The organism is Demequina sediminis (genome assembly GCF_030296675.1).
GTDB classification, from domain to species: domain Bacteria; phylum Actinomycetota; class Actinomycetes; order Actinomycetales; family Demequinaceae; genus Demequina; species Demequina sediminis.
This window is the reverse complement of record NZ_AP027736.1, coordinates 2239117-2255427: the sequence shown is the minus strand read 5'-3', so window position 1 is coordinate 2255427 and position 16311 is coordinate 2239117. Positions and strand designations below refer to the sequence as shown.

Below are 16311 nucleotides of genomic sequence, written 5' to 3'. Positions count from 1 at the left end.
TCACGCGGGGCCGGGAGGGCCCGCGAGAACGGCGCGCGACACCCGCGTCCCGGCACTGCTCCACACGCCGCCCAGCGCCACAACTTGACGAATCCGGCGCCCGATGGGCACGATTGGCCTACAACGATGTAGAGAGCGGACGGCCACCCACGGGCGTCCACGACCGAAGGAGCGACGATGCTCGCCTCCACCCCTCCCATGGGATGGAACAGCTGGGACTGCTACGGCACCACGGTGACCGAGCGCGAGGTCCTCGCGAATGCGCGCGTGCTCGCGGAGCGCTTGCTCCCCCACGGCTGGGACACGGTCGTGGTCGACATCGCCTGGTACGACCCGACGGCGCGCGCGCACGGATACAACGCGGATGCGCCGCTCGCCCTCGACGCGTTCGGCCGCCAGTTGCCCGCGGTCAACCGCTTTCCCTCCGCCGCCGGGGGCGCGGGGTTCGGCCCGCTCGCGGATACCGTTCACGGTCTCGGGCTGAAGTTCGGTCTCCACATCATGCGCGGGATCCCGCGGCTCGCGGTCGAGCGCAACCTCCCCATCCTCGGCACGCAGTGGACCGCGGCCGACATCGCCGACCCCGACCGCGCGTGCGCGTGGAACCCCGACAACGTGGGACTCGACCAGGACCACCCCGGTGCGCAGGCGTACTACGACTCTCAGGTCGCGCAGTTCGCCTCGTGGGGGGTCGACTTCATCAAGGCGGACGACATGCAGGCGCCGTATCACGCACGCGAGATCGAGGCCTACGCGCGGGCCATCGAGCGTTCGGGGCGGCCGATCGTGCTGTCCCTGTCGCCGGGCACCCACCTGTCGACCACCCACCTCGCTCATCTGCGCGACCACGCGCAGATGTGGCGTGTCTCGGACGACCTCTGGGACCGCCGGGAGGACGTCCACGCGCAGTTCACCCGCCTCGCGCGGTGGGCCCCGCACCAGCGGCCGGGCGGCTGGACGGATGCCGACATGCTGCCGCTCGGGCGCATCGGGATTCGCGCCGAGCGTGGGGACGAGCGCGACAGTCGCCTCACCCTCGCGGAACAACGCACGCTGCTCACGCTGTGGACGATGGCGAGGTCGCCCCTCATGGTCGGCGGCGACCTGCCTCACACGTCCGAGCAGACGCTCGAGCTGCTCGCGAACCCCGCGATCCAGGAAGTGCTCACGGGGTCACGTGAGGGCGCGGAGGCGCTGCGCGAGCCGCTCGACGACGGCGAGATCATCGCATGGACGGCATCGGCCGCACGGGGCGATCGCCGGTATGCCGCGGTGTTCTGGACGGGCGGTCAGCCACGCGCGATCCGCGTTCCCGTGTCGTCACTCACCCCTCATGCCACCCACGCGACGCGGGTCACCGACCTGTGGGGGGCATCGTCCCTTGCCAGGCTCGACGGGGGCGACCTGGTCGCCACCCTCGCGCCCCACGACGTCGCGTGGGTCGCGTTCGATAACGTTCTCTAGACTCGTCATCCGCGCAGCGACGCGCGGCCAGAAAGGACCATCGTGATCCACGCCTCCCTCATCCTCGATCCCGCCTACCGCGTAGGGCCGGTGCGCCGGCGCACGTTCGGTTCGTTCGTCGAGCACCTCGGCCGCTGCGTCTACAGCGGCATCCACGATCCCGCCTCCTCGACCGCGGATGCCGACGGCTTCCGGGAGGACGTGATCGCGCTCACGCGGGAGCTGGGCGTGTCGACGGTCCGGTATCCGGGCGGCAACTTCGTGTCGGGATACCGCTGGGAGGACGGGATCGGGCCCGTCGAGTCGCGGCCGCGGCGACTCGACCTCGCATGGCACTCGACCGAGCCCAACCTCGTGGGCGTCGACGAGTTCATGCGGTGGTCGGCCAAGGCGGGCACCGAGCCCATGATGGCCGTCAACCTCGGCACCCGCGGCGTGCAGGAGGCGCTGGACCTGCTCGAGTACTGCAACGTCGAGGGCGGCACGTACTGGTCCGACCTGCGCCGCTCCCACGGCGCCGAGCTCCCGCACAACATCCGCATGTGGTGCCTGGGCAACGAGATGGACGGGCCGTGGCAGCTCGGCCACAAGACGGCCGACGAGTACGGGCGCCTCGCGGAGGAGACCGCGCGCGCGATGCGCATGATCGATCCGGACCTCGAGCTGGTCGCGTGCGGGTCCTCGGCCTCGTCGATGCCCACGTTCGGGGAGTGGGAGCGCACGGTGCTCGGGCACACGTATGAGCAGGTCGACTACGTGTCCGCGCACGCCTACTACTTCGAGGAGGACGGCGACCTGGGCTCGTTCCTCGCCTCGGCGGTCGACATGGATCACTTTGTCGAGGCGGTGGTCGCGGCGGCGGACCTGGTGCGCGCGCAGAAGAAGGCGACCAAGCGCATCCACCTCTCGTTCGACGAGTGGAACGTCTGGTACCAGCATCGCGCGGAGTCGCGCCCGCCGTCGGGCACCGATTGGCCGGTCGCGCCCGTGTTGCTCGAGGACCGCTACAACGTCGCGGACGCCGTGGTCGTGGGCGGCCTGCTCATCTCGCTCCTGCGCCACACGGACCGGGTCCACTCGGCGTCGCTTGCACAGCTGGTCAACGTGATCGCACCGATCATGACCGAGCCGGGCGGACGCTCGTGGCGCCAGACCACCTTCCACCCCTTCGCGCAGGCCGCGGCGCTCGCGCGCGGCGAGGTGCTGCGCGTCGAGGTCCAGGCGCCGCTCTACGAGACCGCGCGCTACGGGGAGGTCCCCCTGCTCGACGCGGTGGCGACCCGCGATCCCGAGACGGGCGAGACCGTGATCTTCGCGATCAACCGCTCCCTGACCGAGCCTCTCGCGCTCGACGTCGACCTGCGCGCGCTGCCGGGCCTGCGGGTGCTGGGCGCGACAAGCCTCAGCAACCCCGACCACACGTGGTCGGCGACCGCGGATGACGACTCCTCTGTCGCGCCGGTCGCCAACGCCACGGCCGCCGTCACCGACGGACGGCTGGGCGCGAGCCTGCCCCCGGTGTCGTGGAACGTCATCCGGCTCGGCAAGTGACGCGTCGACGCACGCTGATCGCGGCGGCCGCGGGGCTGGCGGCGGCAGCGGCGGTGACCGCGACGGCGCTGTGGGCACCGTGGACGGCCGACTCCGCCGGCGCGACTCGCGTCGACGCGACGGGGGACATCGCCGTCCACGACCCCGCGCTCGTCGCCGGCACGCAGGACCACGACTGGTACGTGTACTCGACCGGCGACGTGCGCCGGGGACTCGGCGCGCCGCAGATCAGGCGGTCGAGCGACGGTGTCGAGTGGGAGTACGTGGGCACGGCATGGGACGCGGACACACGCCCCGAGTGGGTCTACGAGGCGATACCCGGGGTCGAGAACTTCTGGGCGCCGGAGCTCATCGAGCACGACGGCACGTGGTACCTCTACTACTCCGCGTCGACCTTCGGTTCCAACCGGTCGCTGATCGGCCTCATGACATCGCCCACTCTCGACCCCGACGATCCCGCCTACGGGTGGACCGACCAGGGCGAGGTGTGGCGCTCGGAGCCCGGCGTCACGCACTACAACGCGATCGATGCGGGCGTGGTCGAGGACGCGGACGGCGCGCCGTGGATGGCCTTCGGCTCGTTCTGGGGCGGCATCCACCTCCTGCAGCTCGAATGGCCCAGCGGGAAGCCGGTGGCGGAGGCCGAGCCTGTCATGATCGCGTCGCGGGGCACGCAGACCAACGCGATCGAGGCGCCCTACCTCGTGCACAGGGACGGCTACTACTACCTCTTCGTGTCGCGCGACTCGTGCTGCCAGGGAGTCGACTCGACGTACTCCGTCGCGGTGGGACGCGCGACGGACGTCACGGGTCCGTACCTCGACAGGTGGGGCAACGACATGAGGCACGACGGCGGAGACGAGCTGCTCGCGACCCGCGGCGCGATGATCGGCCCCGGCGGGCAGTCCTTCTCGGACGGCTACCTCGCGGCGCACGTCTACGACGCCGACCTCGGGGGAGCGCCGCGCCTCGAGCTGCGCGAGCTCGCGTGGACCGAGGACGGCTGGCCCATCGCCCGGACGGCCGAGGAGCTCGCCGACTAGTGTCCCGAATGCACACGCGGCGGTGCGGCGGTGGCGCTACGGTCGTGTCATGACAGGCTCCGCCCGGCGCGCGCTGTTCGCCCTCGCCGCCGTGGTCGCCGCGGCCGTCACCGGGATCTTCGCGTTCGTGGGGGACGGGGTGCCCCCGCGCACCGACGGCGGGGTCCTGGCGGTCGCGGCGAACCACGGTCACACCGCAGCATGGGTCCTCCTGACCGTGGCCTTCGCCGTGGCGGCGGTGCGCGGCGCCTGGAGCACCGCCTCCCAGGTTCCCGCGATGGGTGGCCTCGCGTGCTATGCCGCTTTCCTGCTCGCGACCTTCGTGTTCTGACGGGACGATGCCCGGGTGAGCCCGCGCCAGCCTCGCCCCGAAATTTGGTCACGATCCGGTAAAGACCGGGCGTAGGGTGGACCCAGGCGCGGCGAAGGCCGCGCCCTTCGCGACAGCGTGGTCGCGAAGGCCGGAGACCGGCGACGAAGCCGGTCCAAAGGAGGATCATGGCCGCCGCTCCAGTCCCCGATCCCGCCGCTGCCGCCGAGCACCGACGCGAGGCGTCCCCTCGCCCGCGGTCCCGATGGCCGCTGAGCGCGCGCGTCGCCGTGGTAGCGCTGGGCGTCGCGACTCTCGCCCTGCCGTGGGGGATGGTGACGCTGGGCGGAATGGTTGCGGACGGCGCGGTGCGCGTGGCGGGCGGAGCGGAACGCGTCGCGGATGGCGTGTCACAGGTCGACGAAGGCGCGCATGCCCTGAGCGCGGGAGCCTCGCAGCTCGCGGACGGCGCCACCCGTGTCGAGGAGGGCGCGACGACGCTCGCGACCGGCGCGACGGACTACACGACCGGGGTCGGCCACTACACGGATGGGGTGGCCGAGTACACCGAAGGCGTCGCGCTCTTCGCGGGCGGTGTCGACTCCCTCGCCTCGGGCGCGCGGCTCTACCTCGACGGCGTCGGGCTCGCGGCCGACGGCGCGACGACCCTCGACGCCGCCACCGCGGATGCGGCGCGCGGCGCGCACGACCTCACGGAGGGCGCGGCCTCTCTCGCGCAGGGCACCGCGGCAACCTCCGCCGCCGCGACCGAATCCGCCGAGGACGCCGCGGCACTCGCGGTCGACCTCTTTGCCGCGAAGACCGCCGCACGGGAACTCGATCGCTCGTCGGACGCCCTAGCCGCCGACGCCGCCGCGCTCGACGAGCACGCCACGGCCCTCGCCGGCGCCCTCGAGAACGCCTCCCAGGCAGCCTCGGGCACCGACGGCCTCCTCGAGTCCGTCGCCGCGCTTGAGGACCTCATCGAGGGCCTCCACGCCGGGACCGTGGACCCCGCGACCCTCGCGGCCCTCGACGCCGAGATGGCGCGGGTGGCCTCGCAGGCGGAGGGGGCCGCGCTCGCCCTGACCGCGGGGGCATCGGCGCTCGAGGGCTCGGCGGCCCCGGCCGCCGCCGCGCTCGCCGACTCGAGCCGCGCTCACCACGACGCGACGCTGGCGCAGTCCGCCAGGCTCTCGGACGCGTCGGACGCCGGATCCCGCGTCGCGGGTCTCGCTGGCGGCGTCGCGGTGGGAGCGCGGGACGTTCACGAGGGCGCGTCGACGCTCGTGGTTCACCAGGAGGAACTCGCAACCGGTCTTGACCGGGTCGACTCCGGTGCCGCAGAACTCTCGGCGGGTCTCGCGCGGCTCGACGACGCGAGCGGCTCGATCAACGAGGGCATCGACAGCCTCACGAATGGCGTGGCGCGGCTCACCGAGGGGGCGAGCAGGCTCGACGCCGCGGCCACGACCCTCGAGGAGGGTGGGCTCACGCTCGTCGACGGCGCGGGCCGGCTCGCGGACGGTACCGGCGAGCTCGCGGACGGCGCCGGAACGCTCACGGACGGCGCGGCGCGGCTCGCGACGGGAACCGGCGAGCTCGCGGCCGGGGGCGACACCCTGGCGAGCGGGGCGGCCGCTCTCGCGGACGGGGCGGCGCAGGCGGGACCCGAGGGGGTCGGGCGCGTGCTTGCCGCGGCCCTCGCCGCGGTCGCGCTCATGAGCGTGATGGTTGCCGGCGCGCTGGCGGGCCGTCGCCGTGCGCCCGCGGCGTCACGCCCGCGCCTGGCCGCCGCGCGAGGCTAGCGCGCTACGACGCCGACGGCGACGGGCTCGGGGAGGGCTCGGGGTCGAGCGGGTTCTCAGGAAGGGTGCGCGGGGCGGGCACGGGCGTCACCAGGCTCGCAGGCAGGCAGGCCGCGTTGGCGGTGAGGGTGCGGGTCTCGTCGAGCTCGGGGGCGAGCGCCGACCTCAAGGTCGATGCCTCCGCGAAGGTGTCGCCCAGCACCACGTCGACCAGCGTTCCGGGGCGATTGTCGAGCACCATGTCGACCGCCTCGAAGTGCCGCGCGACGGTGTACGCCTGGTGGACGCCGTTCGGGCCAAAGTAGAGGCGCACGCCCTCGGGGTAGCCGCGGCTCCAGTTGCTCGCGCCCAGCAGCACGAACCCGCGGGACTCGAGGTCACCGGCGACATCCGACGCGAGTCCGCTCGTCTCGGTGCCGTTGAGCACGCGCACGGCGACCTGATCCGCGGGAAGCGGCGTCGACGACGGCGGCGGGCACACGAGGTCGACATCGCTCTCGAAGGCGCCCGCCGGGGTGACGAACGGCTGCGAGAACGGACCGTCGACATCGCCCTTGTACACACCCGCGGCGAATACCGCCGCGAAGGCCACGAGGATCACCAGGACGCCAAAGACGATGATCTGGCGCTCGCGACGGTGACGGCGGACCTTCGCGCGCCGCGCATCGGGGCGGCCCATCGCTGGCTGGGTCACTCGTACCATCCCGTCGCGGTTCAGGACATCTGGCGGAGGATGGGGGATTCGAACCCCCGAGGGCTTGCACCCAACACGCTTTCCAAGCGTGCGCCATAGGCCACTAGGCGAATCCTCCAGGCCCGGCAATATTACCCGAGGCCGCGCGTCTGCGAGTACAGCGCGCGAGACAGGGGTGTCGGGAGTGCGGTTAGACTAGTCGGCGACCCCTCACGTGGCGTCATCTCGCCCAACTCCCCCAGGTCAGGAATGAAGCAAGGGTAAGCGGGCTCTGTCGGGTGCGTGGGGGGTCCTTTCGCGCCCGGACGATGCTGTGGATGGCCCGCGCGGGCCGTCTCACCCCCGCACTAGAGTCGTATCCGTGACCACCGCCCTGTACCGCCGCTACCGTCCCGACACCTTTGCGGACGTCGTGGGCCAGGAGCACGTGACCACCCCGCTCATGCAGGCGTTGAGGGCCGACCGCGTCAATCACGCGTACCTGTTCTCCGGGCCGCGCGGATGCGGAAAGACCACGTCGGCCCGCATTCTCGCCCGCTGCCTCAACTGCGCCCAGGGCCCCACGGACTCGCCGTGCGGCGAATGCGACTCGTGCGTCGAGCTCGCGCGCGGCGGCGCCGGTTCCGTCGATGTGGTCGAGATCGACGCGGCATCGCACAACGGCGTCGACGACGCGAGGGAGTTGCGCGAGCGCGCGGCGTTCGCGCCCGCGCGCGACCGCTACAAGATCTTCATCCTGGACGAGGCCCACATGGTCACCACCCAGGGCTTCAACGCGCTCCTCAAGCTCGTGGAGGAGCCGCCGCCACACGTGCGCTTCATCTTCGCGACCACGGAGCCGGAGAAGGTGATCGGCACCATCAGGTCCCGCACGCATCACTACCCGTTCCGGCTGGTGCCGCCGCCCGTGCTCACCGGCTACCTCCAGTCGCTGTGCGAGGCGGAGGGCGTGACGGTCGCCTCGGGCGTGTTGCCGCTCGTGGTGCGCGCGGGTGGGGGATCGGTGCGCGACACGCTGTCCGTGCTCGACCAGCTGATGGCGGGGTCGGACGCCGCCGGCGTGAGCTACGAGCGCGCGATCGCCCTGCTGGGCTTCACGGACGCGACGCTGCTCGACGACGCGATCGACGCGATCGCCGCGGCCGACGGCGCCTCGCTGTTCGACGTCGTGCAGCGCGTGATGTCCACTGGCCACGAGCCCCGCAGGTTCGTCGAGGACCTGCTCGAGCGCATGCGCGACCTCCTGGTGCTCACCGCCGCGGGCGAGGGCGGCGTCCGTGCCCTCGGCGAGATGCCCGAGGACCAGCTCGAGCGCATGCGTGACCAGGCGCGACGGCTGGGACTCGCGCGCGGCTCCGTGGCGGCCGACCTCATCAACGACGCCCTCACCCGCATGGTCGGGGCAACATCTCCGCGCCTTCACCTCGAACTGCTGTGTGCGCGGCTGCTCGCGTCGGATCCGGGAACGGTCGCCACCGCGCCCGCCGCACCCACCGCACCCGCCGCGCGCGCCAGTGAGCCCGCGGTGGCGACGCCTGCCCCTGCTCCCGCGGCCGCTCCGGCGCCCGCCCCTGCCGCGAATCCGACCCCCGCTCCCTCAGCCGCACCCGCGCCGGCACCCAAGCCCGCGCCCGCCCCCGCCGCGGCACCCGAGACCGCATCCGACGACGACTGGTCCCCCGCCCCGGCGGCCCCCGCGCCCACGACGGCCGGCGCATCGGCTCCCGCGACGACTCCCGCGACGACACCGTCAACCGGACCAGCGGGAGGCGCCGCCGACACCGAGCTCGTCCGCAGGCGATGGCCCGAGGTGCTCGGGACGCTCGAGCGGTGGCGCGTCACGTGGACGCTCGTGAGCCAGAACGCCCAGGTGTCCTCGGTCGAGGACGGCGCGCTGTCGCTCGCGGTCGCCAACCCCAACCTGGTGTCGATGCTCGACGGCGGCAAGCACGCCGAAAACCTCCAGCTCGCGATCCGCGAGACGCTCGGCATGCAGCTGCGCATCACGGCCTTCGCGGGACCCGTCGCCGCCACCCAGGCGTCACCGGCGCGCGCGGCGTCACCCTCCGCGGCAGCCGCCGCACCCCCGGCTGCCGCGACGCCCACGGCCCGGCCGTCCTCCCCCACGAGCCCCGCCTCCCCTGCCACGGGCGCGACACCGCGAGCCACGGCATCGGCCCCTCCGCCGTGGGACGTGCCGCCGGACCTACCACCCGATGTGGAGCCCCCTTCGACGAGGAGGAGATCTCCGCGGACGATGCCCGCGCCGAGGACTCGCAGCTCTCGGGTGCGGAGGTCGTGGCGAAGATGCTCGGCGGAACGATCGTCGAGGACTAGTCACCCCGTGCGCCTACTCTTGACCCCATGTACGACGGCGCGGTGCAGGACCTTATCGACGAGCTCGGCCACCTCCCTGGCATCGGGCCCAAGAGCGCGCAGCGCATCGCGTTCCATCTGCTGAGCACAGACCCCACGGATGTGCGTCGGCTCGCCGACGCGATCATCACGGTCAAGGAGAAGGTGCGCTTCTGCGCGACATGCGGCAACGTCGCGGAGTCCGAGCAGTGCCGGATCTGCGCCGACCCGCGCCGCGCCGAGGACCTGCTGTGTGTGGTCGAGGAGCCCAAGGACGTGGTGGTCATCGAGCGCACGCGCGAGTTCCGCGGCCGCTATCACGTGCTGGGCGGCGCGATCGACCCGATGAACGGCGTGGGGCCCGACGACCTGCGCATCCGCGAACTGCTCACGCGCCTCGGCGACGGCAAGGTCGAGGAGGTCATCATCGCGACCGACCCCAACATCGAGGGCGAGGCCACCGCGACGTACCTCACCCGCATGCTCGTGCCGCTCGGCGTGACGGTGTCGCGCCTCGCCTCGGGACTGCCGGTGGGCGGCGACCTCGAGTATGCCGACGAGGTCACGCTGGGTCGCGCGTTCGAGGGCCGCCGCACCGTCAGTTGAGTCGCGCTCACTCCGCCGAGCGCCGCGAGGTCAGGCCACGCGCGTGCCCTGGCGGAGCTTCTTGTAGGGCACCCGCAGGCGAGAGATGACGATCCACACCGAGCCGAGCAGCAGCGCGATCTGGAGACCCAGGCCCACCCACGGCGCCGGCGCGTAGACCGACATCGCCTCCTGCTCCGCCTCCCAGTCGCCCTCGTCCATCATGGGCGGCTCCTCGCCCGCGGCCATCGCGGCGAGGTTGGCGCACTCGTCGTAGGTGCGCCCGGCAAGGTCCTCCTCGGACGGCCCCATGCGCCACCCGGACACGGTGGCATGCATGATCGCGAACACGCCGGGGGCGGCGCGACCGTCCTTCTCGTAGGTCTCGGCGTTGATGATCGGCGACACCTCCCCGATCATCACCACGGGGTTGGCGAGGATCATCCACGCGATGCGGTCGGTGTGAGCCACCCCGTACTGCGAGCTGTACTCCATGCAGGGCAGCGAGGCGACATCGAGCTCGGAGAAGTCGCCCGTCATCTGGGCATCCTCGTATGCACGCTGCTGCTCGGGAGTCATCGCCCCGTAGTCGACGTAGCGGTTGACGTCGGTCACCGTCTCGGACACCAGTGGCTGCACGAACACGAACGCCAGCAGCGTGCCGAGCAGCAGGAACCCGGTGGTGAGGTGCGCGAGCGACACGGACGCCACGGCACGCGCGGCGAGAGAGGACCACGCGAGGCCGATCGCGGTGGACGTGAGTACGACCAGCAGAATCGCGCCCAGCACGATCGCGAGCTCGTCCCAGTGCCAGCCCGAGCGCGAGAACGCGTACACGAGGAGGGGCGTGGTGGTCACCAGCACCGCGAAGGCGATGAACCACGAGGCGAGCAGCTTGCCGATCGCCAGGTCTCCTGCGGTGAGCCGCGTCATCTGCAGCGGGGCGAGCACCCCCTCCGCGGAGTCACCGTTGATCGACGTCGCGGCGAGGGACGGCGCGATGAGCATGCCGGCTCCGAGCACCAGCACGAGCACCATCTCGAGCGGTCCCGAGGTCTTCTCGTCGGACGAGGACACGGCGACGAGGATCCCGAGACCGAGGATCACGGCGAGCACGAGTCCGTAGAAGATCCACCCCTTGACGGTGGGGCGGCGGCGTCGCAGCTCGATTCCGGTGACGAGCCACACGCCGCGCGGAGTCGGCAGCCAGGGTTGCCTCCGGCGGGGGTGCGGGGGACGATGCGGGCGCCGGGACGCCCGCAGATGCCGGGTGCTGGTCCACGAGAGTCATCGCCGCTCCTCCTCCATCGCCATATACGTCTGTTCGAGCGCGCTGCCGGCGGGGCCGAAGCGGTGGACGGGCACGCCCTTGGACATGAGCCACGCGAGCGCCTGCGCCGCCTCCTGGTCGCTGCCCACGCGGATCACGATTCCCGTCGGCTCGTCGTCGTACGGCACCCGCGAGTCCGCGAGCGCGGCGCGCAGCAGGGAGTCGTCGAGAGTCGCGACCCGGTACCTGGTCTTCGCGTCCGCGACGTGTGCGGCGGCCTCGTCGCCCAGGGTGCGTCCCTTGGACATGAAGATCGCGTCGTCGACCATCTCGTCGAGTTCCGCGAGCACGTGGCTCGAGACCAGCACCGCGCGGCCCTGCGCCGCGAGATCGCGCACCAGTGTGCGCAGTTCGATGCGCGAGCGCGGGTCCAGGCCGTTGGCCGGCTCGTCGAGCAACAGCACTTGAGGGTCGTTCATGAGCGCCCGTGCCAGCGACAGCCGCTGCTTCTGTCCGCGCGACAGCACGCGCGCGGGCCGGTCGGCGAACTCGCCCAGGTGCACCGTCTCGAGCAGCGCGGCGCCTCGCGCGCGCGCCTCGTCCTTGGAGATCCGATATCCGCGCCCCATGAGCGTGAGGGTCTGCAGGCACGTGAGGTTGTCCCACGAGCCCAGCTGATCCGGCATCCAGCCGATCGACGCGCGCACCGCCGCGGAGTCGTGTCGAGGGTCCGCGCCCGCGACGCGGATCTCGCCTGCGTCCTGGCGCAGCAACCCCGCGAGCATGAGCATCAGCGTGGTCTTGCCGCAGCCGTTCGGTCCGATCAACGCCGTCACGTTGCCCGGCTGCACCTCAAGCGTCGCGTTGGTCACGGCCTGCACCGAGCCGAACGCGCGTGCCACCCCGCTGGCGCTGACCGCCGCGGTGGACACGGCGGATGACATCACCGTCATGGAGCCCCCTAGATTCGCGCGGCGCGGGAGATCGCCCGCAGCCGACACCCCACCCTGACACACTGTGTCGCGCGCTGCCATCAGGGACACCCCTGATAGTGCCCCAGGTGATTACCCCATTTGTGGGGGCTCGAGCGCGCTCGCCAGGCGGCTCTCCGGCTCGTAGCCCACGCGCACGTCGCGCAGCGGAAGCCCGTAGACGACGGTCGCGCGACCGTCCGCATGCACCGGCGCGTCGACCCGGCCGTCGACCACCATGGACAGCCAGTCGCCGTGGACGGCGTCCGCGAGCTGCTGCGGCGCGTCGGGTCCCGTGCGACGCACCGCGGTCGGCTCGCGCAGCACGTCGAAGCCGAACGGGAGGTCGAGGCAGTGAGAGGACAAGCCGTTCACGGGGCTCACCCACCGGAAGTCGTAGGCCCAGGTGCGCGACGATGCCGCGGTCGCGGCGCGCTGCCCCGCCCACCTGGCGACGTGGCGGCGGAAGAGGCCGTCGGTAAGGGCCTGACCCGCCGCGGACGCCGGGGTCGGCTCGGGGGCGCGCTCGATCAGCGCGGCGCGCTCGGCCTCTGGCACGCCGCCCTTCGCGAGCAGGCCTGTCGCGTCCGCCCCCTCGAGCCCCGTCACGTGGCCCAGTGCCCCGTTGAACTCGTGAGCGGTGGACCCGATGAGCAGCGCCACGCCGTCTCCCACTCCGGCACGGATCGCGTCGGCGATGGTGGTGGGCACCAGCTCGCCGTCGATCACGGGCGACAGCGGCAGGCCCGCCCCGCCCATCGCCCCCGCGAGCGGGTCGCCGGGGTCGAGCGCCGTCGCGGCGTCCTGCGCGGCGAGGATCCGCCCCTCGGGCACGTTCGCGAGGTCGGCCCTGCGGGGCGCAGCCGTCGTCGCCAGCCCCAGGGCAGCGGCGACCCGCGCGGCGGCGACCACGGCATCGTCCCTGCGCACGGGGATGTCCGCGGGCGACAGCGCCATCACCGCCCGGAAGAGGCCCTGCGCCGCGGGCATGGTCAGCAGCCGCATCACCGCCGAGCCGCCGGCGGACTGGCCTGCGATCGTGACGCGCGCGGGGTCGCCGCCGAACGCGCGGATGTTCTCCTGCACCCACGCGAGCGCGGCGAGCCAGTCGAGCACGCCACGGTTGGGCGGCGCATCCTCGATCCACCCGAAGCCGTCGAAGCCCAAGCGGTAGGCCGGTGCGACCGTCACGACTCCGTCGCGGTGGAACGCCTGCCCTCCGTACCAGGGGCTCGCGTGAGAGCCGCCCACGAAGCCGCCGCCGTGGATGTAGACCAGGACGGGCAGGCCCGCGTCGGGGCTCGGGTCGGGGGTGCCCACATCGAGGGTGAGCAGGTCCGTGCCTGGGATCGAGGGCTCGGGCACGAACGGGTCGTCCCACGGCGACCACCGTTGCGGGGTCGCGCCGTGGAGGAGCGCCGGCCGCACGCCCTCCCAGGGAGTCCGCGGCACGGGGGCAAGGAAGCGGCGCTCGCCCACGGGCGGCTCGGCGTAGGGGACGCCAAGGAAGATCGCGGCGCGGCTCACCGAGCCGTCGGCGGAACGATGCTCGCGCCACGCGCCGCGCACGGCGCCGGAGGCGGTGGTGACCACGGGAGACGACGGAAGGGATGCGACGATGCTCACGGGACCACCGTAGGTGCTCCACGCGCGCGTGCCCCTAGAATGAGACACCGTGTCCGCCATGCGGTCACGGACCCCCCATTTCCTCCTGGAGCCTTGCATGTCGCTTGTGGTGCAGAAGTACGGCGGATCGTCCGTCGCCGATGCCGAGGCGCTGCGGCGCGTCGCTCGGCGCGTGGCGGACACGGTGCGCGCGGGACACGACGTGGTCGTCACGGTGTCCGCGATGGGCGACACGACGGACGAGTTGATCGACCTCGCGAACCAGGTGACGGACTCCCCCGACGCTCGCGAGATGGACATCCTGCTGACCGCGGGCGAACGCATCTCCATGGCGCTGCTCGCGATGGCGATCGGCGCCGAGGGCGTCCCCGCGCAGGCCTTCACGGGCCCCCAGGCGGGCGTCATCACCACCGAGCACCATGGCCGCGCGCGCATCATCGACGTCGCTCCCGGCCGCCTGCAGCGCGCGCTGTCTCAGGGCAAGGTCGCGATCGTCGCCGGCTTCCAGGGCCTCAACCAGGAGACGCAGGACGTCACCACGCTCGGGCGCGGCGGCTCGGACACGACCGCGGTCGCCCTCGCGGCCGCGCTCGGCGCCGACGTGTGCGAGATCTACACGGACGTGGACGGGTCTTCACCGCCGACCCGCGCATCGTCCCCACCGCCCGCAAGCTCGACCGCATCACGTATGAGGAGATGCTCGACCTGGCGGCCTCGGGCGCGAAGGTGCTCATGCCGCGCTGCGTCGAGTACGCGCGCCGGTTCACCGTACCCATCCACGTGCGTTCCTCCTTCTCCGGCCTGGAGGGAACGTGGGTCGTGGGGGAGACTGAAGAAGGAGACGAGATGGAAGACCCGATCATCGCGGGAGTCGCGCACGATAGGTCCGAGGCGAAGATCACCGTCACGGGCGTCCCCGACGTGCCCGGATCCGCGGCCCGCCTGTTCGAGGCGGTCGCGCGTGCCGACGTCAACATCGACATGATCGTGCAGAACGTGTCGGCGACCAACACGGGCGTGACGGACATCTCCTTCACGCTGCCCTCTGCCTCGGTGCCCGCCGCGATCGCGGCGATCGAGGCCGACGACGTCGCGATCGGCTACACGGGCCTCGCGACCGACGACTCGATCGGCAAGGTGTCGCTGGTCGGCGCCGGGATGCGCTCGAACTCGGGCGTGTCCGCCAAGTTCTTCGCCGCGTTGCGGGATGCGGGAGTCAACATCGAGATGATCTCGACCTCCGACATCCGCATCTCGGTGGTCACCCGCGACGTCGACCTCGAGAAGGCGGTGAAGGCGGTGCACACCGCGTTCGACCTCGACTCGACCGAGGGCGAGGCCGTGGTCTACGGAGGGACCGGACGATGAGCCTGACCATTGCAGTCGTGGGAGCCACCGGACAGGTGGGCGCGGTCATGCGCGAACTCGTCGCGGAGCGCTTTGCCGATGCCGACGTTCGCCTGTTCGCGTCGTCGCGCTCGGCGGGCACGACGCTGACGCACCTGGGGCGCGACATCCTCGTCGAGGATGTCGCGGCGGGCGACTTCGCCGGCATCGACATCGCGCTGTTCTCCGCGGGCGGCGCCGCATCCAAGGAGTACGCGCCACGGTTCGCCGCGGCCGGGGCGATCGTGATCGACAACTCGTCCGCGTGGCGCAAGGACCCCGAGGTGCCGCTCGTCGTCTCCGAGGTCAACCCCGACGCTCTCGACTCGATCCCCAAGGGGATCGTGGCGAACCCCAACTGCACCACGATGGCCGCGATGCCCGTGCTCAAGCCGCTCCACGAGGCCGCGGGACTCGAGCGCCTCATCGTGAGCTCGTACCAGGCCGTGTCCGGCTCGGGACTGGCGGGCGTCCAGGAACTCCACTCGCAGGCGCTCGCCGTGGTCGAGGGCGCGGACGCGCTCGCGCACGGCGGCTCGGCCGTCGAGTTCCCGGCGCCGGTCAAGTACGTGGCCCCCATCGCGTTCAACGTGGTGCCGCTCGCCGGCTCCGTGGTCGACGACGGATCGAACGAGACCGACGAGGAGCAGAAGCTCCGTCACGAGTCGCGCAAGATCCTGGGCCTGCCCGAGCTGGCGGTCTCCGGCACATGCGTGCGCGTGCCCGTCTTCACCGGCCACTCGCTGTCGATCAACGCCGAGTTCGAGCGCGGCATCACCCCCGAGGACGCGTACGAGATCCTGGGCTCGGCCCCCGGCGTGCGCGTCGAGGAGGTGCCCACGCCGCTCGCCGCCGCGGGCGGCGACGTCTCGCTCGTGGGCCGCATCCGCCAGGACCAGTCCGTCGAGGGCACGCGCGGCCTCGCGCTGTTCATCTCAGGAGACAACCTGCGCAAGGGCGCGGCCCTCAACGCGGTCCAGATCGCCGAGCTGATTGCCGCGCGCCTGGTCGCCACGACCGAATAGCCCGCGCGGGGCATCGTCCCCTCGCAGGAGACACAGAAGGGGCCGGATCCGTATGGATCCGGCCCTTCTCTCAACCGTCGGGGTGACAGGATTTGAACCTGCGGCCTCGTCGTCCCGAACGACGCGCGCTACCAAGCTGCGCCACACCCCGGTTTTTGAGCCTGCTTAGGATATCGGACGCCGAGCGGTTTCATGAAATCGCGCGCACGGCCGCCCGGCGGCG

12 protein-coding genes, 2 tRNA genes, 1 other RNA gene and 1 pseudogene are annotated in these 16311 nt (G+C 72.1%); 10 read left to right on the top strand and 6 right to left on the bottom strand.

All coding sequences use genetic code 11. From position 1 onward, the window contains the following. Positions 1–177 precede the first annotated feature (177 nt). From QUE44_RS11525 to QUE44_RS11505, 5 genes are all read left to right on the top strand, one after another. Positions 178–1464 carry an alpha-galactosidase gene (locus QUE44_RS11525; protein ID WP_286214695.1) on the top strand — a complete coding sequence of 429 codons (1287 nt, stop codon included), beginning with the start codon at positions 178–180 and terminating at the stop codon, positions 1462–1464. Between the two features lie 42 nt (positions 1465–1506). Continuing rightward, entirely contained in the window at positions 1507–3015 is a 1509-nt protein-coding gene (gene arfA / locus QUE44_RS11520; RefSeq protein ID WP_286214694.1) for an arabinosylfuranosidase ArfA, read from the top strand. Next, complete coding sequence (locus tag QUE44_RS11515) at positions 3012–4058, top strand: arabinan endo-1,5-alpha-L-arabinosidase (protein WP_286214693.1); 1047 nt, start codon at positions 3012–3014, stop codon at positions 4056–4058. The genes arfA and QUE44_RS11515 overlap by 4 nt, the downstream gene beginning before the upstream one ends. Before the next feature lie 49 nt (positions 4059–4107). Further along, positions 4108–4389, top strand: a complete 282-nt coding sequence (locus QUE44_RS11510) for a hypothetical protein (RefSeq protein ID WP_286214692.1) — start codon at positions 4108–4110, stop codon at positions 4387–4389. A 167-nt stretch (positions 4390–4556) separates the two neighbouring features. Next, complete coding sequence (locus QUE44_RS11505) at positions 4557–6176, top strand: hypothetical protein (RefSeq protein WP_286214691.1); 1620 nt, start codon at positions 4557–4559, stop codon at positions 6174–6176. Positions 6177–6180: 4 nt separating this feature from the next. Here the strand turns inward: QUE44_RS11505 and QUE44_RS11500 are convergent, their stop codons facing one another. After that, a complete protein-coding gene (locus tag QUE44_RS11500; RefSeq protein WP_286214689.1) occupies positions 6181–6870 on the bottom strand; it encodes a LytR C-terminal domain-containing protein in 690 nt (229 codons plus the stop codon). A gap of 30 nt (positions 6871–6900) precedes the next feature. Then, positions 6901–6988, bottom strand: a tRNA-Ser gene (locus tag QUE44_RS11495). A gap of 83 nt (positions 6989–7071) precedes the next feature. Here QUE44_RS11495 and ffs point away from each other — a divergent pair. The 3 genes from ffs (at position 7072) to recR (ending at position 9831) form a co-directional block, all read left to right on the top strand. Further along, an RNA gene (gene ffs, locus QUE44_RS11490) (signal recognition particle sRNA small type) lies at positions 7072–7168 on the top strand. Positions 7169–7231: 63 nt separating this feature from the next. Next, positions 7232–9331 carry a DNA polymerase III subunit gamma and tau gene (locus tag QUE44_RS11485; protein ID WP_286214687.1) on the top strand — a complete coding sequence of 700 codons (2100 nt, stop codon included), beginning with the start codon at positions 7232–7234 and terminating at the stop codon, positions 9329–9331. Then, positions 9235–9831, top strand: a complete 597-nt coding sequence (gene recR / locus QUE44_RS11480) for a recombination mediator RecR (RefSeq protein ID WP_286214685.1) — start codon at positions 9235–9237, stop codon at positions 9829–9831. The genes QUE44_RS11485 and recR overlap by 97 nt, the downstream gene beginning before the upstream one ends. 30 nt (positions 9832–9861) lie before the next feature. On the opposite strand, the gene QUE44_RS11475 is transcribed toward recR, so the two are convergent. The 3 genes from QUE44_RS11475 to QUE44_RS11465 all read right to left on the bottom strand — a co-directional run bounded on the left by QUE44_RS11475 (position 9862) and on the right by QUE44_RS11465 (position 13677). Further along, complete coding sequence (locus tag QUE44_RS11475) at positions 9862–10998, bottom strand: ABC transporter permease (protein WP_286214684.1); 1137 nt, start codon at positions 10996–10998, stop codon at positions 9862–9864. 99 nt (positions 10999–11097) lie between these two features. Continuing rightward, entirely contained in the window at positions 11098–12033 is a 936-nt protein-coding gene (locus QUE44_RS11470; RefSeq protein WP_286214682.1) for an ABC transporter ATP-binding protein, read from the bottom strand. Positions 12034–12144: 111 nt separating this feature from the next. Next, a complete protein-coding gene (locus QUE44_RS11465; RefSeq protein ID WP_286214681.1) occupies positions 12145–13677 on the bottom strand; it encodes a carboxylesterase family protein in 1533 nt (510 codons plus the stop codon). 97 nt (positions 13678–13774) lie between these two features. Between QUE44_RS11465 and QUE44_RS11460 the strand changes: the two are divergent. Both QUE44_RS11460 and QUE44_RS11455 read left to right on the top strand, forming a co-directional pair. After that, a pseudogene (locus QUE44_RS11460) lies at positions 13775–15045 on the top strand (aspartate kinase). Continuing rightward, the gene (locus tag QUE44_RS11455; protein WP_286214679.1) at positions 15042–16088 is read left to right on the top strand and encodes an aspartate-semialdehyde dehydrogenase; all 1047 of its coding nucleotides are present in this window, start codon (positions 15042–15044) and stop codon (positions 16086–16088) included. The pseudogene QUE44_RS11460 and the gene QUE44_RS11455 overlap by 4 nt, the downstream one beginning before the upstream one ends. 77 nt (positions 16089–16165) lie before the next feature. Here QUE44_RS11455 and QUE44_RS11450 read toward each other — a convergent pair. Then, positions 16166–16239 (bottom strand) — tRNA-Pro (locus tag QUE44_RS11450). Positions 16240–16311: the final 72 nt, after the last annotated feature.

What these genes read in the sequence shown, in the direction of transcription:
- QUE44_RS11525 (WP_286214695.1), top strand. Translation starts at nt 178, where the DNA reads ATGCTCGCCTCCACCCCTCCCATGGGATGGAACAGCTGGGACTGCTAC.
- QUE44_RS11510 (WP_286214692.1), top strand. Translation starts at nt 4,108, where the DNA reads ATGACAGGCTCCGCCCGGCGCGCGCTGTTCGCCCTCGCCGCCGTGGTC.
- QUE44_RS11505 (WP_286214691.1), top strand. Translation starts at nt 4,557, where the DNA reads ATGGCCGCCGCTCCAGTCCCCGATCCCGCCGCTGCCGCCGAGCACCGA.
- recR (WP_286214685.1), top strand. Translation starts at nt 9,235, where the DNA reads ATGTACGACGGCGCGGTGCAGGACCTTATCGACGAGCTCGGCCACCTC.
- QUE44_RS11470 (WP_286214682.1), bottom strand. Translation starts at nt 12,033, where the DNA reads ATGACGGTGATGTCATCCGCCGTGTCCACCGCGGCGGTCAGCGCCAGC.
- QUE44_RS11455 (WP_286214679.1), top strand. Translation starts at nt 15,042, where the DNA reads ATGAGCCTGACCATTGCAGTCGTGGGAGCCACCGGACAGGTGGGCGCG.